Here is a 23,013-nt window from a genome sequence, read left to right on the forward strand (position 1 = left end):
GAAATCGTTAAACTCATGCGTATAGCTCCAATAATTGCGCAACCTCAGATGGCTGGACAGGGCCATAAGTGTCTTCATCAATCAACACCGCAGGCCCCTTGTCGCAGTTTCCTAAGCAGCAAATCGGCAATAGCGTAAAGCGGCCATCTGCGGTAGTCTGGCCATACTCAATACCTAGCTGCGATCTGATCTCAGCGGAGAGCGCTTCATAACCCGTTAAGTAGCAAGCCACCGAATCACAAATAAGAATGACATGGCGCCCGACAGGCTGACGATAAATGCGATTAAAGAAAGTGGCGACGCCATCCATATCTGACATCGGAATGTCTAAGATGTTGGCGATGGCATTGACTTGTGCATCATCAACCCAACCGTTGCGTTTTTGCACGATTTTTAGGGCATCGAGCGAGGCTGCACGTGCCTGTGGATAATGATGCATAAACTCATGAATGGCAGTGATTTCCTCAGCGGTGAGGATGCTTGCCACATCTACTTTTGGCATTTTGTCGGAAACAATTTTCATAATCTTTTATCTTTCCTCACTCATCCTGCTCTATCACAAGGCAACGTCGGTCATACTGCAACTATGATCGTATTGAAATGTGAGAGCATTTTGGTGTGCCATTTGGCAATAATATATTGATTAATATCTCTTTTTTCACAAACGCTAACGGTCACAATCCGCCATCACAATATCAATCGACGCCAAATACATAATAGCATCGGATACAAGCGAGCCATTGATGACTGACGGCATTTGCTGCAAGTGGGCAAACGTCGGCGTACGAATACGCGTGCGATAGCTCATCGTGGCTTTGTCTGACGTAATGTAATAGCTGTTCAAACCTTTGGTCGCCTCGACGATCGTCGTACACTCGCCCGCTGGCATCACAGGTCCCCACGACACTGAGATAAAGTGGTTAATCAGTGTCTCAATATCGTTTAGCGTACGATCTTTTGGCGGTGGTACAGCCAGAGGATGATCGGCCTTGTAAGGTCCTTGTGGCATGTTGTCCATACACTGACGAATAATACGTAACGACTGACGCATCTCTTCGACTTTCACCATACAGCGATCATAAGCATCACCGTTATACCCAACTGGCACTTCAAAATCGTAATTTTCATAGCCCATATATGGACGTGCTTTACGCAGATCAAAGTCCACGCCGGTGGCCCGTAGACCTGCCCCAGTGACGCCCCACGCCAGCGCTTGCTTGGCATTATACTGTGCGACCCCTTGGGTACGGCCTTTGAGCACACTGTTTTGCAGGGCGGCTTTGACGTACTCGTCCAAGCGTTTTGGCATCCAATCTAAGAACTCACGAACCAAACGCTGCCAGCCGCGCGGTAGATCCGCGGCCGTACCGCCAATACGGAACCAAGCCGGATGCATACGATAACCGGTCACCGCTTCGATGACGTCATAGGCTTTTTGGCGATCGGTAAACATATAGAATACCGGGGTCATGCCGCCTGCATCCTGAATGAAAGTACCGACAAACAGTAAGTTATTGGTAATACGGAAAAACTCGCTCATCATCACGCGGATGGTTTCAGCGCGCGGGGGAACAGTAATACCAGCCAGCTTTTCGACCGACATGATGTATGGCAGCTCATTCATCACACCGCCGAGATAATCGATACGGTCGGTATAAGGAATGTATGAATGCCACGTTTGACGCTCAGCCATCTTTTCTGCGCCGCGATGGTGATAGCCAATGTCAGGAATACAATCGACCACTTCTTCGCCATCCAGCTGCAACACCAAGCGGAACGCACCATGAGCTGAGGGATGGTTAGGACCAATGTTCAAGAACATAAAGTCTTCATCACGCCCTGAGCGCTTCATGCCCCACTCTTCTGGGACAAAACGCAGGTTCTCTTGCTCGTATTGCTGCTTTGCTGTGTTCAAGAAGTACGGCGTAAACTCCGTCGCACGCGCGTGATACTCTTTACGCAGTGGATGCCCTTCCCAATACTTGGGTAATAAGATACGAGTCAAATGGGGGTGACCTGTAAAGACCACACCGAACATATCCCACACTTCGCGCTCGTACCAATTGGCATTTGGCCAAATCTGGGTGGCGCTCGGCACATTGAGATCATCTTCACTCAGCGCCACTTTAATGCGTACATCGCTATTACGCTCAAGCGACATCAGGTGATAAAACACCGTAAAATCACTGTCAGGCAAGCCGCCACGGTGCTGGCGCAGTCGCTCGTCGATGGCAGACAAGTCAAATAGCATGACATAAGGCTTGGGCAATTTACGCAAGAACAAGAGAATGTCTAGTAAATCAGCACGCGCGACCCAAACTGTTGGAATCTCATCCACAGTGTGCTGTATCACAAACTTGCCAGCATACTTATCTTCCAACTCTTTGATAACAGCTGGGACAGGCTTAATCTTAGGATCTATATTTTCAACTACCGTGACCATGAATGATGTATTCCTTCATTAATCATAACTGAGCTATGTTAAACATAAGCGAACTATGATGAGCGTATGCACACTTAACCCGTTTAGGGATTTTTAATTATCGAGCCAAACTACTCGCTTAAACCATCACTGGCTAAACACCGGCTGACTAAATACTGTCTGGGCTACGCAAGTTTTTCACAGCGATACGATCCGCTTGCTTACGGTCACGCTCAGGCGTCATTTGCGGCTGATACACACCCTGCTCATTGACATGAATGCCAAGCGGGCGACGCTCTTTGGTGATGGACTCTTGTAGCAGCATTAGCCCTTGAATCAAGGCTTCTGGGCGCGGCGGACAGCCTGGCACATAAACATCCACGGGGATGATTTTATCTACGCCCTGTACCACAGAATAAATATCGTACATACCGCCAGAGTTAGCACAGGCCCCCATAGAGATGACCCATTTTGGCTCAAGCATTTGCTCGTATAGACGCTGAATGACGGGCGCCATTTTAATAAAGCAAGTACCAGCAACGATCATGACATCTGCCTGACGGGGCGAGGCACGAATAACCTCTGCCCCAAAGCGAGACAGATCGTGGACCGCTGTTAAGGTCGTGGCATATTCGACATAACAGCAAGACGTACCAAAGTTAAATGGCCAGAGCGAGTGCTTGCGCCCCCAATTTGCTGTCGAATGGACGAGGTCTTCGAGACGACCCATAAAGACATTTTTATTGACTTCGTCTTCGATAGGATCGTTGACCGTTTGACTGGTCTGTGCAGGATAGGTATCTGCATCAGGGTTGGCTTTTGTTAATGTGTATTTCATAACATACAACCTTTATATTAGGCGTCGCGTGGCAAACACCTTGCCATCACGACCGCCTTAACTTCTATTATGAATAAATGATCATTAATATACATTCAACAGACAAACATGACGGCGTCATCCTGTCTCTGCTAACAGTCTTTATCCGCTATAAGAAGCCTGACAAGACCGTTAGCCACTAACGCCCAACGTTATCACGCGGAGCAGACGACACAAAATCCACGGAAGTGACATGACCGGTGGTATTAATATGATCGATGTTTTGTAGATGGCGGCGATTGGTCTCAATATTGTTTGAGACATTAATTTGTCCGGAGGACTGCGCTGGGATTTTGCCCGTCGGATCAACCATCAGCTCATCAACCCCATCAAAACCTGTGATGTCGGCCAAATTAAAGCCAGCAGGTGCGGCATACAGACGTGCTTTTTTACGACGCTTGTCAGCTGGGGCCCAGTTCATCGCACCTAAGCTTAGCTCATAGATCAAACCAATGATTAAGATGGTAATAAAGACGGCGGCAGCAGCAAAGCCAAGCCAGCCCGCTTCACGCACTGACACCGCATAAGCGTAAAGATATAGCGCTTCTAGATCAAAGATAACAAAGAAAATCGCCACCAAGTAGAATTTGGCAGACAAACGAATACGGGCGTTGCCAGATCCGACAACACCCGCTTCAAATACTTCTTCTTTTTGTGAACCTTGAGAGCGACCGCCAAGCAAACGCGGAACGACCAGCATAAAGACAACTAGCCCAATGGCGGCTAAGATAAAAGCAATGGCTGACCAATTAAAAGCAGACATGATAATACGTGCTCCTCACCCAATCGAGTGTTAAGCCCAGCGCAAATATTGACCTACTTTAAGGCCATCTAGCGATAGGCATAACGCAGACAAAAATACAAAGCGACTGTCATTGAGCCACTGTATTTAAGTTACTATTTTAGGGTCTGTGCTGGTAACAACCAATTATCAAGCTTATTGACGACGATGTCAGACGTGACCAACTGTAGATATTCCGGTATGCGCGGATAAAAGGCTGGTCGCCTAACGCATCTCCTAACAACGTAAGATCAACGTATTAAATCAATATCATATCCGAGGTTTACTTAATTGATTTAATAGCTCATTACACGTGGTCAATCATGACGTGACAACTGGCATAAATTATTTACGTACTATACGCATATCAGCGCCCAAAAGCTAGTTTTTAACTGTATTGAACGGTCACTTTATCTGCAAAAAAAATGTGTTTTTTTTACCATAAGTTATGATATAGACGTTACCTTATATTAACCCCAAATCCGCACTTTTAGCCCCTAGCGGTTGCAGTAGCGGTTTTCCTTATTTTCTAAGACCTCAAACGGCGGCTTTAACGCACGGATTCAGCACCCAACTCCTCCCCAAAGTCACGGTTTTTGCTTTATAATAGCCAACCTAAATTCAATGGCTTACTATCATTATATTGTCGTTGAGTCACAAATCCTCTTACCCTTATGATGTGATTTTTTATTAAAAACGTCACGATATCCATTTTAATGATACACGCCGCCTGCATTTAGCTATGATGTTATCAGCGCACCCCACTTTTTTGCTTTTGTCTTACAGGTCACGTTATGAGTCAACTTAATCCCAAACAAACCGAGGCCATGCTTTACGTATCCGGGCCATTGCTTGTGCTAGCAGGTGCAGGTTCCGGTAAGACCTCAGTGATTACGCGCAAGATTGCCTATCTTATCGAAGAGTGCAATATGCCAGCGGAGCGCATCACTGCCGTGACCTTCACCAATAAAGCGGCACGCGAGATGAAAGCCCGTGTCAGCAAACTGTTGCCAAGCGAAAAAATGCGTGGACTGACCGTGTCCACCTTTCACCAATTTGGCCTACAGTTTTTACGCTACGAGCTGATTCATACCCCGCTTAAGGGCAACTTCTCCATCATGGACAGCGACGACAGCAAGCGTTTGCTCATGGAGCTGATGATGCGCGATAATTTGAGCGGCGCTGAGAGTCGTGAGCTGGTGGGTAAAGCGATCAAGATGATTTCGGATTGGAAAAACGATTTGATTGAGCCTGATCAGGCAATGGAAACGTTAGACGATCCAGAAGACATGATTTTTGCGACCCTTTACGCCTTATATGAGCGTAATTTGCGTGCGTATAACGCGGTTGATTTTGATGACTTGATTGTATTGCCAACGAAAATACTGCGTGAAAATGCGCAGTTGCGTGACAAATGGCAAAACCGTATCCGCTATCTGCTCGTCGATGAGTATCAAGATACCAACACCGCTCAGTATGAAATGATCAAATATTTGGTCGGTCCCCAAGGGCGTTTTACGGTCGTGGGTGACGACGACCAATCTATCTATGCGTGGCGCGGCGCCAAGCCTGAAAACATGGCACTACTCAAAGAAGATTTTCCAAAGCTCAAAATCGTCATGCTTGAGCAAAATTACCGTTCAACCACGCGTATTTTGACCTCGGCCAACGCGGTCATTCTGAACAATGAGCATTTATTTGAGAAAAAACTGTGGTCAGATAAAGGCCAAGGCGAGAAAATCCGTATTATTAATTGCCGTAACGACGATGATGAGTCCGAGCGTGTGGCCAAAGAAATCGTCACACATAAACTGCGTTTTGGGAATGAGTGGGAGCAATATGCCGTCCTTTATCGCAGTAACTTTCAGGCACGTATGTTAGAGGCGCAGTTGCGTCAGCTACAAGTGCCTTATAAGTTATCCGGCGGTCAGTCGTTTTTTGCGCGTAGTGAAATCAAAGACATCATGGGCTATCTGCGCCTGATTTTGAATCCTGAAGACGACAGTGCGTTTTTGCGGATTATTAACACGCCAAAGCGCGGCATGGGTCCTGCTACGCTTGAGAAATTAGGCTTGTTTGCCCAAGAGCACAGCATCTCGCTACTGGCCTCTTGTACCCATGCTGGCTTGACGCATGTTTTGCCATCCAAGGCTTACGGCACGATAAAAGAGTTTGGTGAGTTTATTGAGCACTATACGCGCGAGCTCGATCAACACCCCGACCCTGTGCCTATTGTGCGCCAGATGATCGATGAGACGGGCTATATTGACTTTGTCCGTAGTGATGCCAAAACGCCGCAACAAGAAAAAAACCGCATCGATAACATCGATATGCTCTACACCAGCATCCAGTCGTTGATCAATCGCGCGGAAGAAGACGAAGATCGGACGATTGATACCATCATTCGTAAGCTGGTATTGCTTGATATGCTCGAGCAACAGCAAGAAGAAGAGAATACCAATAAAGTCAATCTGATGACCTTGCACGCGGCAAAAGGCCTAGAGTTTGATTACGTTTATATCATGGGGCTTGAGGAGGAGATGCTGCCGCACCGCAACTCTATCTTGAGCGAAACGGTCGAAGAAGAGCGGCGTTTGATGTACGTAGGTATTACCCGTGCGCGCCGTGAGCTAACCTTGACGCTCGCCACCCAGCGCCGTGCAGGTGGTCAAATGCGCGTTACCTCAGAGTCACGTTTTTTAGAGGAGCTGCCAGAAGATCATATTGACTGGCCGGCCAAGGCGAAAAAGAAAAAAGCCACCAAAGACCCTGAAAAAGTCGCTGATGAGTATTTGGCCAATATTCGAGCATTATTGGGTAAACGCTAGCGTTCGGCTCAGTGCTTGATCGCAAAGTCAAAAGTCAATTGGTGGCTTATGGCTTAATCAAACATTTTAGGCTTTGCCCTTATTACCTCTGTTAAAAACTTTGTACCTTTTAAAAACTCTGGAACCTTTATGCCTAGCTCTACGCCCGATCAGGAACGACCATCAGTGCTACCGGGAGACTATAATCCGGCAGAATATAGCGCCGAATATAAGCTCCTGTACTTACAGGGGCTGGTTGCTGATAAGGCTTATGAGGCGATTACTGAATTTTTAGAACGGCAGTCAGAGTATGAAATCGCCAACCTGCTAGAGTCTTTTCCTACCCAAAATCGTCTGTTGATTTGGGCGCAAGTGCCTGAAAACATAAAGGGTGAGGTGCTCGCTGAGCTAGAGTTTGATACCCGTCAGCCACTGATGGAAAACATCTCCTCCAAGGAAATCTCCTTATTTACCCAAGACCTTGATGCTCAAGACATCTCTGAGATTTTGGATACCGTGACCGAGAGCGTACGTTCCTCAGTCATGGCCACCTTGGATGAAGACATTCGCGTTCAGGTGAATAAGCTCGACACCTATGCCGACTGGGAAGTTGGTAGTTATATGGATCCTGACCTGATTCAGGTAAGCGACAGTGTGAGTCTGGCTGAAGTACAAAACTGGCTCCGAGAAAATGATGAATTACTCGATGATGAGAGCCAAGAGCTGTTGGTGGTCGATCAAAGCCAGCAGTTACTCGGACTACTGAGTCTGGTTGACTTGATTAAACACGACCAAAGCACCTTAGTCTCAGAGCTGATTGATACGGCTGTCACTATTAATGATCGCTTAGACATTCAAGATGCCGCCGCGATTTTCCGGTCAGAAGACATTCGCTTTGCGCCCGTTATTAATAGCTATGGCGAGTTGGTGGGTCAATTAAATGGTGAGGACATCATGGAGATTATCCAAGATGATGTCGACAGCACCATGAAAAACCTAGCCGGTGTCAGTCAGGACGAAGAGCTGTTTGCGCCTATTTTGACCAGCGCAAAAAGTCGGAGTGTTTGGCTGGGCATTAATTTGTGTACTGCTCTTTTAGCCGCTGCGGTGATTGGGCAGTTTGAAGCCGTGTTAGCACAAGTGGTGGCGCTGGCGATACTCATGCCCGTGGTCGCGAGCATGGGCGGTATTGCAGGGTCGCAGACACTCACTGTTGTGATCCGCGGTATGGCCATGGGTCAAATCGGGGGCTCTAACCGCTTGTGGCTACTCAATAAAGAGCTGTGGGTTGGCGCGATAAACGGTATCATATGGGCGATAATCATGGCGTTTATTGCCCAATTGTGGTTTCATGACATTAAAATCAGTGCAGTCATCGGTTTTGCCATTGCCATTAATATGACAGCAGCGAACGTCTCCGGCATTAGTATTCCTTTGTTGCTAAAACGCATGAATATTGACCCTGCATTATCTGCCTCGGTTATCCTAACCACCGTGACGGATATTGTCGGCTTTATGTCTTTCTTGGGCTTAGCAAGTGTGCTGATACTGTAGTCTAAAGACCCTAATCTAAAAACAGTAGTCTAAAGACAGAGGCTTGCTTTTGCCTTAAAAGCATACTGTCTATTTGTGTTGAAAAGTTAAATTTGTTCTATTTATAAAACCATTAAATCGTTAAGTGAGTGCGTTATGCAAGCTGTACAAGTGAAAGTCTTAAACCCTAAAATCACCGAAGATAAAGCGTTTTCTCTTCCTACTCGCGCCACTGATGGTAGTGCAGGTATTGACTTGCGGGCTTGCATCGATGAGCCTTTGACGATTAAAGCGGGTGCCACGCACTTAATCGGCACCGGCCTTGCCGTTTATATCCAAGACCCTAATTATGCGGGTATGATTTTGCCGCGCTCAGGTCTCGGTCATAAGCACGGTATCGTCTTGGGTAACTTGGTTGGGCTGATTGATGCGGACTATCAAGGTGAGCTCATGGTCAGTATTTGGAATCGCAGCAACGAAGACTTTATCCTCAATCCAAGCGATCGCATGGCTCAGTATATCGTGGTGCCGGTCGCTCGTCCTGAGTTTGAGGTCGTCTCAGAATTTAGTGATGAAAGCGTTCGCGGTGCTGGCGGTTTTGGCCATTCAGGACGTCAGTAGTCGCTGCTAAGCAGTAGCGGTGATTAGATTAGATAGACATCGCCATTGACAATTATTAAAGTTAACACTCAAGTTGTATGAGTAGCGGTATCAATAACCACGACAACATTGTTCACGACAATATTAATCATGATAGTAAGGAGAATAAGCAATGCCGTCTTTTGCTGCGCAGCAATGCTTATTTCGTGCTTATGATATTCGTGGGTCACGCCAGCACTTCACTGCTCGTTTTGTAACCGCATTGGGCCTTGCCTTTGCCCAGCTTTATCATCAGCAAAACTGCGGTTCAAAAGACGTCTCTGCCAACAGCCGCTCACTGACGCCAACTGTTGGCTCTAAAACTGTTCACTCTAAAACTATTAACTCTAAAAGAACCATCATCGTGATCGGCTATGATGTGCGCTGCGGTAGTGACGTTATCGCTCATCGGTTGGCTGATATATTGACTCAGCATGGTTTGCACGTGGTTCAACTAAACCTAGTGACCACCCCAATGATGGTTTTTTGGGCAGAGCAATATCAGGGTCATGGTATTATTGTGACGGCCAGTCATTCTGCCAAAGACATTTTAGGGATCAAGTGGTTAGTAGACCATCGCTCCCCAAGCGGCACCGATATTCAGATGCTGTATCAGCAATTAGTAGATAGCGCTGCCCATCATCCAAGCGACCAGCAAAAAGTGAAGCCAGAACAACGTACACCTTGCATAGACACTGCTGTGCCTGTTACCGGCCATCAGACTGTCTTACCTCACGAGCAAGTCGCAACAGCTTATATTGATGCCATTGCCCAAGTATTTGATCAAATCTATCCAATCAATAAACAGCACCCTAAGGATACTTACTACTCATCTGCCAAACTTGACTTAGTGGTAGTGATTGACTGTATGCATGGGGCGACCAGCAATGTCGCCCAGCGTTTGTTTGAGCGTTTCTGCCGTCAAGTTATTATGCTCAACGACACACCGGACGGCAATTTCCCCGCTGGCAATCCCGATCCTACCGAACCTCAACGTCTTGTACCATTACAGCAGAGCGTTGTTGTTCATCAAGCCGATATAGGGATAGCCTTTGACGGAGATGGTGATCGTTTGATGGTGGTTGATAACAACGGTAAAGTGGTCATGCCTGATCATTTACTATACTTGTTAGCCCAAGTAGCACTGTCCGCCTGTCCTGATGCTTTAGCTGATTCACAACTTACCTCGCAAATCCTTTTTGATATTAAATGCTCCCATCATTTGCCAAAGCTACTGTCTGAGCTTGGTACAGTACCCGTGGTCAGTAAAACGGGTAGCAGCTTTATGCGTCAACAGATGCAGCAGCCTGCCAGTCAAATTATTTTTGCTGGAGAATTCTCAGGGCATTTTATATTTAATGACCGCCGCTTTATTGTTTATGATGACGCCATGTACGCCGCATTGCGACTGCTGCACTGGTTATCCGCTGCTGACGAGCACGGGGGTAAAAAAGTACTAGCGGACATTACTCACACGCTACCTGATATGGTGAGTACCGCTGACCACTATCTACCAGTGCCAAAGACGAGACCGACAGATTGTTCAATCATAGAGCAGTTGGCCCGACTTTGTCAGTATCTACGCCAGCTCGTGGAGACTTCCCAATCAGTGGATTCGAGCCGTGACTTTGACTTGCTGAATGCATGTTCACCCCCGCTTTGCCACTGTTCAGCGCACAGACAACACTTGACGCTCGAGCAAGCGAGACGGTTGCTGCCAGTCGGAACAAAGCTAAGCTGTATCGATGGCGTGCGTTTGGATTTTGCGCATGGTTTTGGGGTGGTGCGTCAATCAAATACCAGCCATCATTTGACCGCACGCTTTGCGGGCAACAGCTTAAAAGACCTCAAAGCAGTTCAAGCGACATTTGCCACTTTATGTCGGCCGTTTGATAAAAAACTGGCAGAGCAAATTGTCGCTATTCCTGCAGAGTAGGCTTGTGACAAAACGCTTCCAAGAAAAATTGATAGCAGTCTAGCTGTGTCTCTTTTATAGTGTCCTAACTCTATAATCCGTTAAAAGTAAAATCAATACGTTCATATCCTCGTACTACTGGAATATGTTTTGCTTACACTTCGCAAACACTGTGCCCAAACCACCCATCCATTTACCCCTGTCCTTTAGGAGTTTGTAATGACGCTTAACTTAGATGATGCCAAAATTACCGCTGAAGTATTGACCACCGCTCTACCCTACATTCAGCGCTTTGTCGATAAGTTGATTGTGGTCAAATACGGCGGCAATGCCATGACTGACCCTGCGCTTGAGAGCTCGTTTGCCCGCGACATCGTCTTGCTAAAAACCGTTGGTATGCATCCTGTGGTCGTCCATGGCGGCGGACCACAAGTTGATAACTTGTTAAAAGAGCTGGGCCGTCAGTCAGACCGTATCGATGGGATGCGCGTCACCGACAAAAGCACCATGGATATCGTCGAGATGGTGTTGGGTGGCAGCGTCAACAAATCTATCGTGAGCTTAATCAACAAGCACGGTGGCCGCGCCATCGGTCTGACCGGCAAAGATGCCAACTTGATTACGGCCAAAAAGTTAATGATGGAAAAAATCGGTGCAGATGGGATGGCAGTGCCCGTCGATTTAGGGTTCGTGGGTGACGTCGTTAGCGTCAATAAAGACGTGATTAACATGCTAATCTCATCCAACTTTATCCCAGTGATCGCCCCGCTTGGTGTTGATAGTGAAGGCAACACTTATAATATCAATGCTGATCTAGTCGCGGGTAAAGTGGCGGAGTTTTTACAAGCAGAAAAGCTCATGCTACTGACCAATATCAAAGGGGTGCTCGGTCGTGACGGCGAGGTGGTGACTGGACTCACGCCAAAGAAAGTCGACAGCTTAATTGAAGACGGTACGATATCAGGCGGTATGATTCCCAAAATTCAGTGTGCGCTTGACGCGGTACGTAGCGGTGTCAAAAGTGCCGTTATTGTCGATGGCCGCGTGCCTCATGCCACCTTGCTGGAGATTTTCACCAATGAAGGGGTTGGCACGCTCATCAGTCGCGACTTGGATGCAGCCTTGCTTTAGGAGCAAACAATGGCGCTGTGGCTATGGTGTCTAATCTTTCTCCTAGAAAGCCTGTATTGCTGGTGGATTATTGGTTATGGCGGCGCAAAATGGGTCGAGGGTTGGAAGTCATTTTTTCTCATTGAGTGGTTTGCCCTAGATTGGAGCGCAGAACAAATCCGTCTGTACGTGCTCATTGTTTGGCTTGCCAGCGTCATTTGGTTTGTTGTAGGCGTAATAAAGCCCGAGCTAAGAGGCTACTAGCTCGGGCTTTATCATGATGTTCTTTTATAAAAGTTATAAAAAAGTGGCATCAAACTTGGCTTCATCAAAGCCGCACAACAATATTGGCTGACCTTGGTTTTTGTCTTCGATTTGTCCTTCTACAATCGGACGTTTAATCATACTGGTGTTTGCGACTAATAAGTCTATCGCGTTATCCACACTGGTATCAGCTGCTTGCTTTTGACTGTCCTCTAACTTGCGCCATGTCGTGCCGCGCTTGTTGAGTACTTTATCAATACCCAACTCATCCACCCAGCGTTGTAGCGTGTCTTTGTCGATGCTTTGTTTTTTATAATCGTGAAAAACATAAGGGATGCCTAACTCATCCAGCTTAGTAACCGCTTTTTTCATGGTGCTACAAGATTTGATACCGTAAATGGTGATGGTCATATAAGTTCCTCGTCAATGATCATTGTCTGTCTTATTATACCCAAGGCTGGATAAACAGAGACAGTCTATCATTCCTAAGGTCTTTTTCTGCCATAAACCTCATAAGCAACCACATCATATCGTCGCAATTTTTGCCAAATTACGCTATGCTATGGCATTGTCAAATTCCACCTATTTTTATCTGTATTAACCAATTCCGAGCCGACTATGAGCAACGCCGTGACAGCAGACCAATCTAATACTAACAATGCTAATGACATGACCAATAATACTTCTAACGACCACTCTGATGTGAATGCCCAGTACCAACCGCAGCTGATTGAAGCGGCGCAGCAAACCAAATGGGCAACAGACAAGCGCTTTGAAGTGGGTAATGAGCCAAGCGACAAACCAAGTCGTTATATGCTGTCTATGTTCCCTTATCCAAGCGGCAAGCTGCATATGGGCCATGTGCGTAACTACACCATCTCTGATGTGTTGAGCCGTTATTACCGCCTAAAAGGCTATGAAGTCATGCAGCCAATGGGCTGGGACGGCTTTGGCTTGCCAGCAGAAAACGCTGCGATTGCCAACCAAACGCCGCCTGCCGCGTGGACGTTTGCCAATATCGACAACATGCGCGCACAGCTCAAATTGCTGGGTCTATCAATCGATTGGTCACGCGAGTTTGCTACTTGTAGTCCTGAGTATTATCAGTGGGAACAGTGGCTCTTTTTACAACTGTACAAAAAGGGCCTAGTCTATAAAAAACTTGCCACGGTTAACTGGGATCCGGTGGACAATACGGTTTTAGCCAATGAGCAAGTCATCGACGGTAAAGGCTGGCGTAGTGGTGCTGCCGTCGAAAAACGCGACATCCCCATGTATTACTTTAACATCACCGATTATGCCGATGAGCTATTGGATGATTTGGACCAACTAGAAGGCCATTGGCCATCAGAGGTGCTGACCATGCAGCGCAACTGGATTGGCCGTAGTGCTGGTATGGAAGTCCACTTCCCTTATGAGCTTGCGGGTGAAAAAAATACCCTAGATGTGTTTACCACTCGTCCTGACACCTTGATGGGCGTGACGTATGTTGCGGTCGCGGCAGAGCATCCACTTGCGCAATACGCCTCTGAAAAAGATGATGTGATTGCGCAGTTCTGTACCCTTTGCAAAAAAGGCTCAGTGGCGGAAGCTGATCTGGCCAAAGCCGAAAAAATCGGTATGGACACAGGTCTCACCGTGACGCACCCACTGACTGGCGAAGAAGTGCCTGTTTGGGTTGCCAACTATGTACTCATGAGCTATGGCTCAGGCGCGGTCATGGCAGTACCTGCTCATGATGAGCGCGATTATGAATTTGCGACCAAATACAACCTCCCTATTAAACAAGTGATCGATATTCCGAACGGTTATTTTGATGAGGTAGCAGCAGACGCCAAGGCAAATGATACTCAGGCCAATCTTGCTTACACCGAACGGAATACCCTGGTCAACTCAGGTGATTTTGACGGATTGGACTTTGAGCAAGCGTTTGAGGCAATGCTGGCCAAACTTGAGCCACAAGAGTTGGCAAAGAAAAAAATCCAGTACCGTCTGCGCGACTGGGGTGTATCGCGCCAGCGTTATTGGGGTTGCCCTATCCCAATGATCAACTGTGAGCATTGCGGCACGGTACCTGTGGAAGAGCAAGATTTGCCGGTTGTCTTACCGACTGACGTTGTCCCTGATGGCCGTGGTAATCCACTCAAAAATATCCCAGAGTTTGTCAACACCACTTGCCCTAAATGCGGCAATCCCGCTGAGCGTGAAACCGATACCTTTGACACCTTTGTTGAGTCGAGCTGGTATTACGCACGCTTTGCCAGCCCAGACGATGCACAAAACATGGTCAACAAGTCTGCTGCCAATAAGTGGTTGCCTGTCGATCAATATGTGGGCGGTGTGGAGCACGCTGTAATGCACCTATTATATGCACGCTTCTTCCACAAGCTCATGCGTGATGAGAACTTAGTCACTGGTGATGAGCCATTTGCCAATCTCATGACTCAAGGCATGGTACTCGCTGGTACTTTTTACCGCGTCAATGCGGATGGCAGTACCACGTATTATTTTGCAGAAGACATCGATATTGATTACAACGAGCGCGGCCAACCGATCAAAGCCATACTAAAGCTAGATGGTAAGCCTGTAACGATTGGTAAAATCGAAAAAATGTCTAAGTCAAAAAACAATGGCGTTGATCCGCAAATAACCATCGATAAGTATGGCGCGGACACGGTGCGTTTATACACTTTGTTTACGGCCCCTGCTGACCAAACGCTAGAATGGTCAGATGATGCCCTAAAAGGCCCTTATAACTTTGTGAAAAAAGTGTGGCGCATTGCAAGCGATCACATGCAAGCGCTTACTGCTGCAAATTTAAGCGTAGAGTCGCTAAACAATGACGCCTTAAGTACAGACGGTTTAAGCAAAGAAGCCAAAAACTTACGTCGTAAGACGCATGAGACCATTGCCAAGATTGATAATGATTTGGGTGATCGTTTGGCATTGAACACGCCAGTCTCTAGTCTCATGGAGCTTGCCAATGAGCTATCCGGCTTTAAAGCCAATAATGAGCAAGACCTGCAAGTACAGCATGAAGCCTTGGTGGATTTGCTGATTATGCTATCGGTATATGCCCCGCACGTTGGTGAGCATTTACTTGAGCAGCTAGGGCTTGATACATTGACATTGAACTATCCAGCTGTCGATGAGAGTGCGCTTGTACAGGACACAATCACGATGGTGGTACAGGTCAACGGTAAAATGCGTGGTAAGATGGATGTGGCACCAAACAGTGATCCAGAGCAGTTAAAAGCGCAAGCGCGGACAATGGAAGGGGTGGCAAAATTCCTGACAGGCGAGATCAAAAAAGAAATCGTTGTTCCTAACAAACTGGTTAATATCGTGGTTGCAGGCTAAGTGTCTTAGGCGAAGACTTTTAGGCTTAGGACTCTAAGCCTTCTATAAATGAGGATAGCGATTATGTCGTATAAGCGTCGAGCTGGGCAGTCACGTCAAACCAGATTAAGCAAACTCAGCCATTATTTTGCTCACCAATCAGGTGGATCAAAACTAGCGACAGCGCTACTGGCGGCCCTACCCATGTTTGCGGTGCTGGGGGCAACGGCTGGTCTGAGTGGTTGCGGCTTCCAGCTACGGGGTTATGATGCTCCGATGCTGCTTAACGTCGCCAAAACAGCGGTGATTATCGAAGACAATCGCACTTCCTTTCCGCTTAAACTGCCCTTAACACAGCGCCTAGAAACTTTAGGGGTCGATGTCATTGAAAATATGACGGCGGCCAATGTTGCTAGTAACAATCAACAAGCGGGCGCTGAACCGATTGCTGCCATCAAGGTCAGCAACGTGCGTTTTAAACGTTATGAGCTGGTCGGGGTGTTGACAGAAATCCGCTTGGTCTTATCAGCGGATGTCAGCTATCAAACGATAGAAAACGGCAAGCCGGTTACGCTGACCAATGCTATCCAAGTCGAGCGTAGCTATCAGTACAATGAAGCGTCAGTTAGTACCGATGATCAGCAAGGCGATCAGATTCGCGATTGGCTGTATGACAGTTTGGCTCGCCGTATCACGGATCAATATGTCGCTATCTCTCTACCTAAAGTCCCCCCTGCCACACATAACGCTGTGCAGATGAGTAAAGAGACGGCTCCTACGGTCGTAGTGATGCCAAAGCCATAGTATTTGATCAATACTATTATTAAATGATGCCATTTTCAAAAATCTGAGCAGCAAAAAAGCGCATGTCAGCCCTACTTTTAGTAGGCTAAACGAGTTTGACAGCGCTCATCATATTTTTGAGATTGGTATGACACGCTCACCAATCTGTGTACCCCCACTCTATGCAAGATACTTTTATAAAGGCCTATCCAAAGCTGCTGCAACCCTCCGTTGCGGTCGCTGGTTTGTGGCTAGCGCATGGTGATGAGCCATTACTGAGTCAGTGGCTTATCGATGCCATGCGGCCACATTGGCGGGCGCAGAATTACGCGATCAAGCGTATAGAGCTGATATCGGTTAAGAGCTGGCAAGAGGTACTGTCAGAGCTGGGGAGTCAGTCTTTATTTGACGATGCCAGTGCCTTAATTGTGACGGGTAATCACAAACCTGATAAAGCGGTCATTGCCGAGCTTACGCGCTTTGCGCAGGACGCCCAAACAGGGGCGCACAGTCATAGTTTATTATGGCTCACACCCAAACAAGATAAGCGCAGTCAGAGCAGCAAGTGGTTTGCTCCTTTTGCTCAATATGGTCATGTCATTGACTGTAACTTGTACAACGAGCAGCAGCGCCAGCAGCTGTTACAGATACAAGCGCAGCAGTTTGGTTTAAAGCTGTCTCAAGATGCTTGGCAGTTGCTGATGTCACATACCGAGCACCATTTACTTAGTGCTTATCAGACACTATGGCGACTGTCTTATTTGTTTGCCCCGCAGCTAGTCGGCAACAGTGATGACTCGAGACAGGAGACGAGTCCGCTTACACCGCCTACGACAAACGTGGCGCTGGACATTAAAGACTTACAAGCCGCGCTGGTCAGTGATGCTCAATTTAGCGTGTTCGATTTGTCGGATGCCATGCTGACAGGTAACAGCGCCCAAGTTGCCAAAATTATGTTTCAGCTAAAAGCCACCGATGAACCCACCACCTTAGTGCTTTGGGCAATCAGTAAAGACATGCGTCAAATTATGCAGTTAATGGACGGTCAAGACCCGCAAGCACTTGGGATTTGGCGCAGTAAACAAGGTTTGTACCAACAAGCGTGCCGCAGGCAATCAAAAGCGCAAACTGCTGAATGGCCGGCCTTGCTGTATCGCTGTGACCAAGCAATCAAAGGTCTTATTCGCCAGCCCGCGTGGGAGTTGTTATTACAGGCGGCGCTTGAATTAGCGGGCAAGCGTTTATTTACCACAAGATAATGCAGCCCACTTTCCCATTCGCACGATGATATCAATGTATCGATTTTACTTTCAACTGACTGTATTTTCCCTGTCTGTGGGTTAGCATCAACCCCATTTCTATATTTTTACCGCCCCGACGTTGCCTTAACCTTTCTTAAACTAATTACCATTCCCTTTTGCCTGTGAAGCCTCTACTATAGCTACACTTGATTTAATTGTGATTGGATAGTTGTCATGCGCAAAATGAGCAAAAAATCTGCTGTTAAATGGGGAGTCGTCGCCTTAATTGTCGTAGCACTAGGGGCGCTAGCCTATACCTTCTTAAAACCCAAAGAAACCACCCCCAACTATTTAACGGCAACGGCTGAGATTGGCGATATCGAAAATAATGTGATGGCGTCTGGCAAAGTCAAAGCGCTAAACACGGTCGATGTCGGTGCTCAGGTTTCAGGGGAAGTGAAACGCCTCTACGTTGAGGTTGGTGATGAGGTACAGCAAGGCGATCTGATTGCCCAAATCGATCAAGTCACACAAAAAAATAACTTAAGCAATGAACGCGCCAGCCTTGAGCAAAGCCAAGCGGCAATACAAAGCGCTCAAGCAGAATCGTTAAGCCGCCAAGCCAGCTTAAAGAGCGCCTATGCCGACCTTGCCAGTCGTCAATCTGAGCTAAAGCAAGCACAGGCAGATTTTGCTCGTTTGCAGGATTTAGTCGCTATCGATGCCATCTCTCAGCAAGAGTATGATACGCAAGCGACTAGCGTTGAAACCGCAAAAGCCGCCGTTGCCAATGCTCGTGCTGCTATCGATACCGCTAAGGCCGCCATTGCTACTACCGAGGCCAATATCAAAAGTCAGCAAGCCGCGTTACGCAAATCGCAAACCAACGTCAGCACTGCTGAAGAAGACCTCAGTTACACCACGATCCGTGCCCCGATATCAGGCACCGTGGTATCGATTACCACCGAGCAAGGCACCACCGTCAACGCCAATCAAACGGCCCCCACTATCGTGACGTTAGCAGACTTATCCACTGTCCGTATCAACGCTCAAATTTCTGAAGCAGACGTCATCAATGTCAGCGCTGGTATGCCCGTCTATTTCAACATCATTGGTAATCCTGATCAAAAATTTGACGCTGTACTCAAAGCAATTGAGCCTGCTCCTGAACAAATTAGCGACACCAGCTCAACCGACGCTGCTATTTATTACGTCGGTTATATTGAGGTGCCCAATACCGATCGGCGCTTTCGTATTGATATGACGGCTCAGGTTTACATCGTCATCAATCAAGCAAAAGATGCCTTACTAATCCCTGCCGCTGCCCTGCAGCCCCTTGATAAGCCCCAAAAGACAGCCGCCACTAACGATGATCCAAACACAAAAATGGCTAAAGTTCGCGTTTTAAAAGCGAATGGCTCAGTGGTTGAACAAATCGTGAAAACGGGTATTAACAACCGCGTCAATGTAGAAATCTTAAGCGGTCTCAACAAAGGTGATGAGGTGATACTAAGCGAAGAGAGTGCGGCGAAAGGACAAGGTCCCAAAGGTGGTAGACCGTTTTAATCCTTAAATACAAAAACTGTGCTTTCACCTTTGTGCATGTACCTTAATACATAAACGTTTTCTCACTTTTTGTAACAGCAATTGTATAAGCAGTATTGATATAGGCAGCAGCGTAAATGAGTACCAAAGACCCAAGCCCTAGTATTGCAGCAGACGTGCCATTGATGCAGGTCAAAGGACTAATCAGAGAGTTTAAAGCAGGTGAGCAAACCATTCGCGTGCTCCATGATATCGACCTAACCATCAATCAAGGCGAGATGGTTGCTATCATCGGTCAGTCCGGTTCTGGTAAGTCAACCCTAATGAATATCTTAGGCTGCTTGGATCAAGCCACTGCGGGTGAATACAAAATATACGGACAGTCAGTCAATCGCTTAGACGCTGATGAGCTGGCCAAGCTACGCCGTGAGCATTTTGGTTTTATTTTTCAGCGTTATCACTTGCTTGGCGATATTAGCGCCCAAGACAACGTCTCTGTCCCTGCGGTGTATGCTGGTATGGATGGACAAACTCGTAGCGAACGCGCCGAAAAACTGTTAGCAGATTTAGGATTAGCAGACAAAATCCACAACCGTCCTAATCAGCTCTCAGGTGGGCAGCAGCAGCGTGTGTCTATTGCGCGTGCGCTCATGAACGGTGGTGATATTATCTTAGCAGATGAGCCCACGGGGGCGCTTGATAGCAAGTCTGGCGACGATGTTATGAAGATATTGCATGACCTAAACAATCAAGGTCATACCATCATCATGGTCACGCACGACCCAAAACTTGCCGCGCAAGCCGAGCGTGTGATTGAGCTCAAAGACGGCTACGTGATTGCCGATTATAAAAACGACCATTATCAGCAAACCCACATACAACCTGAGCCCATTTTAGACAATAATCGCAAAAGCGCCTTTAGTAGCTTTATCGATCGCCTACTTGAAGCGTTTAAAATGTCTTTACTAGCGATGCGTGCTCATAAAATGCGCACCCTTTTGACCATGCTTGGTATTATTATCGGTATCGCATCAGTCGTATCAGTCGTAGGGCTAGGCAAAGGCTCACAGGCGCAAATCCTGACCAATATCAGCTCTCTTGGCACCAACACCATTACCGTCAGTGACGGCTATCCTTATGGCGACCCAAGACGCCAGTACAATGATGAAAACTTAACCCCACAAGACGCTCAGGCGATCGCAGACCAGCCCTATGTCATCAGTGTGAGTCCTCAGCTTGATGCCAATCTAAATGTGCGCTATCGCAACATACAAGAAGCGGCTAGCGTCAGTGGTGTCGGTCAAGATTATCTTAGTGTCAGTGGTGAGACCTTGGTTCAAGGCCAAGGTTTTGATGAGCAAAGTATGTTACGCCGTACGCAAGACATTATTATCGACGACAATGCCAAAAAAACCTTTTTTCCAGATAATGCCAATCCCATCGGGGAGGTTTTATTAATAGGCAGTGTACCAGGTCGGGTGATTGGTGTCCTTGCGCCCAATGATGGTGGCTTTGGTAGAAGTGTTGATTCACCGACCCTCTATATGCCGTATACCACGATGATGTCGCGTATCAAAGGCAGCAATAATATTGAAAGTTTTGTCGCCCTCATTAATGACAACATATCTTCTTCAGCCGCTGAGTCTGCCATCTCTCAGTTGATGGAAAGTCGCCACGGCACCGATGATTTTCGTATACGCAACTCAGACTCTATTCGCCAAACCATTGAGTCTACTACAACGGCAATGACTTTGTTAATCTCCTCCATCGCTATCATCTCTTTAGTGGTCGGCGGTATTGGTGTGATGAATATCATGCTGGTATCAGTGACCGAACGCACCAACGAGATTGGGGTGCGTATGGCCGTCGGTGCACGCCAAAGCGATATCATGCAGCAGTTTTTGATTGAAGCCGTTTTGGTATGTATTTTAGGGGGTTTAATTGGGATTGGTTTGGCCTTTGCCGTTGGCGAATTAATCAATCGTGTTGGCGGTGATAGTTTCAAAGTTATTTACTCACCGACCTCTATCATTGCCGCGTTTGTCTGCTCAACTTTGATTGGTGTTATTTTTGGCTTCTTGCCTGCCCGTAATGCCGCCAAATTAGATCCCGTTGAAGCACTTTCCAGAGACTAGCTGCTAATGATTAACGCTTTTGGTCCGAATATAAGCGCTTAAAAGGGATATAATAACGAAATCCTAAAAAAAGACAGGTTTTTACGTGAGATTTGCACTTTTTTTATAATACGGGGTTGTAATTGTCATAATAATATATATAATGTGCTCTCACGTTTAGGGATACAAACTCTTTAAACGCTGAAGCAAGCTTACTGTCTCTTTTATTATTGATAACTCAGTATGTAAAGCATTAAGTTTTAAGACATTGTTTAGATGTCTAGTTTTAATAAATTTCCCTTTAAGGAAATTTATCTTGCGAAGCTAAAATTGTCATGCAATTTTTTAACGCTTCTCAGGGCCGATAGCTCAGTTGGTAGAGCAGTTGACTTTTAATCAATTGGTCCCGCGTTCGAGTCGCGGTCGGCCCACCATATTTAGTATGACGTTTATCATGTGTTTTGCCCTACTCGGCATTAACAGGATAAATTAAAGTTTTTAAGACATTGTTTAAATGTCTAGTTTTAATAAACCTCCCTTTAAGGAAGTTTATCTTGCGAAACTAAAAAAGCACTGCTTTTTTATATTTCTCAGGGCCGATAGCTCAGTTGGTAGAGCAGTTGACTTTTAATCAATTGGTCCCGCGTTCGAGTCGCGGTCGGCCCACCATATTTAGAAAGCCCAGTCACTATGTGATAGTGACTGGGCTTTTTTCTGTTTGTTGTTTTATTTTTTACGGCGTCTTTTAAAAACGCTAAAGTCAGCATCTTTGCGCCACAGCAGCTTATGCTTAATGGTATCTTTAATCGTACGTGGATGCTTAGGCGCTTGGGCGATCAGCTTATCAAAAGTTGCCTCATCTATGGCCAGCTCACCGCCATGCGCCATCATCACCATCGAAGGTTTTAATTCTCTGATTTTTTGTAGCGACTTAATATAAATTTTAGGGTCATAAATGGGAAAAGGGGCAACGAATTTATGGCGCAGCTTAATAATCAAATCAGCCGTATATACCTGCCGACTTGTTACGTGAAATAAAGAGAGATCACGGTCAGTATGTCCTGGCGTCTCAAGTATCTGCCAGTCCGCAAATTCTGGCACACACTCACCCTCTGTAACCCTAACATCGGGTTTGAGGTGCGCTGGATAATATAGATTTGTGAGAGATCGACCTTGACGTCTTGCTACGTAGTTAGCAAGATTCATATCCACAAAGTGCATGGCACGTCCACCAAGACCACTGTACCACTGACGCGACTTGTCTGCAGACACAATCAGACAGCCTGTTTTTTCTCTAAATTTATGGGCGCCGCCTGCATGATCAGGGTGCATGTGAGTGACTACGACTACTTTTAAGTCCGTTATCGGCCTTTGTAAAGTAAGTCTGATGTAGTCTAGCACCATCGCGACATCAGGGCGACAGCCACCATCCAGCAATAATATCTTATTGGGATACACAGCAAGGTAGGTGCTTTGAATATATCCTTCTAAGCGTACAATTTCACATGAACTCATTCATCATCCCTGACTGGCTTATATTTGTATTTTTAGTATAGCCTTGATCAGTACAAAATAAATCCTTTTCAGTGAACGCTTGTGACTATCGTTTTTACTCTCCTCATGTATTTTTTATCCATAAAAAA

The 23,013-nt window shown here is 46.7% G+C and carries 16 protein-coding genes and 2 tRNA genes; 12 read left to right on the forward strand and 6 right to left on the reverse strand.

The window, feature by feature from the left end; genetic code table 11:
- Positions 1 to 13: 13 nt before the first annotated feature.
- The 4 genes from nuoE to ndhC all read right to left on the reverse strand — a co-directional run bounded on the left by nuoE (position 14) and on the right by ndhC (position 4,062).
- Entirely contained in the window at positions 14 to 523 is a 510-nt protein-coding gene (nuoE, locus tag DVY93_RS10170) for an NADH-quinone oxidoreductase subunit NuoE (RefSeq protein WP_193005620.1), read from the reverse strand.
- A gap of 144 nt (positions 524 to 667) precedes the next feature.
- Positions 668 to 2,443 carry an NADH-quinone oxidoreductase subunit C/D gene (nuoC, locus tag DVY93_RS10175; protein WP_230710619.1) on the reverse strand — a complete coding sequence of 592 codons (1,776 nt, stop codon included), beginning with the start codon at positions 2,441 to 2,443 and terminating at the stop codon, positions 668 to 670.
- A 148-nt stretch (positions 2,444 to 2,591) separates the two neighbouring features.
- Positions 2,592 to 3,260, reverse strand: a complete 669-nt coding sequence (locus tag DVY93_RS10180) for a NuoB/complex I 20 kDa subunit family protein (RefSeq protein ID WP_193005618.1) — start codon at positions 3,258 to 3,260, stop codon at positions 2,592 to 2,594.
- 178 nt (positions 3,261 to 3,438) lie between these two features.
- Entirely contained in the window at positions 3,439 to 4,062 is a 624-nt protein-coding gene (gene ndhC / locus DVY93_RS10185; RefSeq protein ID WP_193005617.1) for an NADH-quinone oxidoreductase subunit A, read from the reverse strand.
- An 812-nt stretch (positions 4,063 to 4,874) separates the two neighbouring features.
- Between ndhC and DVY93_RS10190 the strand changes: the two genes are divergently transcribed.
- The 5 genes from DVY93_RS10190 to argB all read left to right on the forward strand — a co-directional run bounded on the left by DVY93_RS10190 (position 4,875) and on the right by argB (position 12,105).
- Positions 4,875 to 6,908, forward strand: coding sequence for a UvrD-helicase domain-containing protein (locus tag DVY93_RS10190; protein ID WP_230710621.1), 2,034 nt, complete (start codon positions 4,875 to 4,877; stop codon positions 6,906 to 6,908).
- Between the two features lie 129 nt (positions 6,909 to 7,037).
- Positions 7,038 to 8,441 carry a magnesium transporter gene (mgtE, locus tag DVY93_RS10195; RefSeq protein WP_198335148.1) on the forward strand — a complete coding sequence of 468 codons (1,404 nt, stop codon included), beginning with the start codon at positions 7,038 to 7,040 and terminating at the stop codon, positions 8,439 to 8,441.
- Between the two features lie 135 nt (positions 8,442 to 8,576).
- On the forward strand, positions 8,577 to 9,041 hold the full coding sequence (dut, locus tag DVY93_RS10200) for a dUTP diphosphatase (protein ID WP_230710624.1): 465 nt from the start codon (positions 8,577 to 8,579) through the stop codon (positions 9,039 to 9,041).
- Between the two features lie 151 nt (positions 9,042 to 9,192).
- On the forward strand, positions 9,193 to 10,995 hold the full coding sequence (locus DVY93_RS10205; protein WP_230710626.1) for a phosphomannomutase: 1,803 nt from the start codon (positions 9,193 to 9,195) through the stop codon (positions 10,993 to 10,995).
- Positions 10,996 to 11,193: 198 nt separating this feature from the next.
- Positions 11,194 to 12,105: an acetylglutamate kinase gene (gene argB / locus DVY93_RS10210; RefSeq protein ID WP_230710628.1), complete on the forward strand. Its 912-nt coding sequence runs from the start codon at positions 11,194 to 11,196 to the stop codon at positions 12,103 to 12,105.
- A 276-nt stretch (positions 12,106 to 12,381) separates the two neighbouring features.
- Here the strand turns inward: argB and DVY93_RS10215 are convergent, their stop codons facing one another.
- Entirely contained in the window at positions 12,382 to 12,759 is a 378-nt protein-coding gene (locus DVY93_RS10215; RefSeq protein WP_230710630.1) for a Spx/MgsR family RNA polymerase-binding regulatory protein, read from the reverse strand.
- Between the two features lie 258 nt (positions 12,760 to 13,017).
- Between DVY93_RS10215 and leuS the strand changes: the two genes are divergently transcribed.
- From leuS to DVY93_RS10250, 7 genes are all read left to right on the forward strand, one after another.
- Positions 13,018 to 15,708 (forward strand): leucine--tRNA ligase, encoded by a 2,691-nt coding sequence (leuS, locus tag DVY93_RS10220; RefSeq protein ID WP_442966518.1) that lies wholly within the window; start codon positions 13,018 to 13,020, stop codon positions 15,706 to 15,708.
- 63 nt (positions 15,709 to 15,771) lie between these two features.
- Complete coding sequence (locus DVY93_RS10225; protein ID WP_230710632.1) at positions 15,772 to 16,491, forward strand: LPS-assembly lipoprotein LptE; 720 nt, start codon at positions 15,772 to 15,774, stop codon at positions 16,489 to 16,491.
- A 161-nt stretch (positions 16,492 to 16,652) separates the two neighbouring features.
- Positions 16,653 to 17,729 carry a DNA polymerase III subunit delta gene (gene holA, locus DVY93_RS10230; RefSeq protein WP_230710633.1) on the forward strand — a complete coding sequence of 359 codons (1,077 nt, stop codon included), beginning with the start codon at positions 16,653 to 16,655 and terminating at the stop codon, positions 17,727 to 17,729.
- 216 nt (positions 17,730 to 17,945) lie between these two features.
- Entirely contained in the window at positions 17,946 to 19,277 is a 1,332-nt protein-coding gene (locus DVY93_RS10235; RefSeq protein WP_230710634.1) for an efflux RND transporter periplasmic adaptor subunit, read from the forward strand.
- 116 nt (positions 19,278 to 19,393) lie between these two features.
- A complete protein-coding gene (locus DVY93_RS10240) occupies positions 19,394 to 21,391 on the forward strand; it encodes a MacB family efflux pump subunit (RefSeq protein WP_230710635.1) in 1,998 nt (665 codons plus the stop codon).
- Between the two features lie 337 nt (positions 21,392 to 21,728).
- Positions 21,729 to 21,804, forward strand: a tRNA-Lys gene (locus DVY93_RS10245).
- Positions 21,805 to 21,963: 159 nt separating this feature from the next.
- A tRNA-Lys gene (locus DVY93_RS10250) sits at positions 21,964 to 22,039 on the forward strand.
- Between the two features lie 57 nt (positions 22,040 to 22,096).
- Here the strand turns inward: DVY93_RS10250 and DVY93_RS10255 are convergent.
- A complete protein-coding gene (locus DVY93_RS10255; protein WP_230710636.1) occupies positions 22,097 to 22,885 on the reverse strand; it encodes an MBL fold metallo-hydrolase in 789 nt (262 codons plus the stop codon).
- Positions 22,886 to 23,013: the final 128 nt, after the last annotated feature.

Origin of the sequence: Psychrobacter sp. CCUG 69069 (assembly GCF_021023115.1) — a bacterium.
GTDB lineage: Bacteria > Pseudomonadota > Gammaproteobacteria > Pseudomonadales > Moraxellaceae > Psychrobacter > Psychrobacter namhaensis.

What these genes read in the sequence shown, in the direction of transcription:
- nuoE (WP_193005620.1), bottom strand. Translation starts at nt 523, where the DNA reads ATGAAAATTGTTTCCGACAAAATGCCAAAAGTAGATGTGGCAAGCATC.
- DVY93_RS10215 (WP_230710630.1), bottom strand. Translation starts at nt 12,759, where the DNA reads ATGACCATCACCATTTACGGTATCAAATCTTGTAGCACCATGAAAAAA.
- DVY93_RS10255 (WP_230710636.1), bottom strand. Translation starts at nt 22,885, where the DNA reads ATGAGTTCATGTGAAATTGTACGCTTAGAAGGATATATTCAAAGCACC.
- ndhC (WP_193005617.1), bottom strand. Translation starts at nt 4,062, where the DNA reads ATGTCTGCTTTTAATTGGTCAGCCATTGCTTTTATCTTAGCCGCCATT.
- DVY93_RS10190 (WP_230710621.1), top strand. Translation starts at nt 4,875, where the DNA reads ATGAGTCAACTTAATCCCAAACAAACCGAGGCCATGCTTTACGTATCC.
- DVY93_RS10225 (WP_230710632.1), top strand. Translation starts at nt 15,772, where the DNA reads ATGTCGTATAAGCGTCGAGCTGGGCAGTCACGTCAAACCAGATTAAGC.
- DVY93_RS10235 (WP_230710634.1), top strand. Translation starts at nt 17,946, where the DNA reads ATGCGCAAAATGAGCAAAAAATCTGCTGTTAAATGGGGAGTCGTCGCC.
- nuoC (WP_230710619.1), bottom strand. Translation starts at nt 2,443, where the DNA reads ATGGTCACGGTAGTTGAAAATATAGATCCTAAGATTAAGCCTGTCCCA.
- DVY93_RS10180 (WP_193005618.1), bottom strand. Translation starts at nt 3,260, where the DNA reads ATGAAATACACATTAACAAAAGCCAACCCTGATGCAGATACCTATCCT.
- DVY93_RS10240 (WP_230710635.1), top strand. Translation starts at nt 19,394, where the DNA reads ATGAGTACCAAAGACCCAAGCCCTAGTATTGCAGCAGACGTGCCATTG.
- leuS (WP_442966518.1), top strand. Translation starts at nt 13,018, where the DNA reads ATGACCAATAATACTTCTAACGACCACTCTGATGTGAATGCCCAGTAC.
- dut (WP_230710624.1), top strand. Translation starts at nt 8,577, where the DNA reads ATGCAAGCTGTACAAGTGAAAGTCTTAAACCCTAAAATCACCGAAGAT.
- DVY93_RS10205 (WP_230710626.1), top strand. Translation starts at nt 9,193, where the DNA reads ATGCCGTCTTTTGCTGCGCAGCAATGCTTATTTCGTGCTTATGATATT.
- argB (WP_230710628.1), top strand. Translation starts at nt 11,194, where the DNA reads ATGACGCTTAACTTAGATGATGCCAAAATTACCGCTGAAGTATTGACC.
- holA (WP_230710633.1), top strand. Translation starts at nt 16,653, where the DNA reads ATGCAAGATACTTTTATAAAGGCCTATCCAAAGCTGCTGCAACCCTCC.
- mgtE (WP_198335148.1), top strand. Translation starts at nt 7,038, where the DNA reads ATGCCTAGCTCTACGCCCGATCAGGAACGACCATCAGTGCTACCGGGA.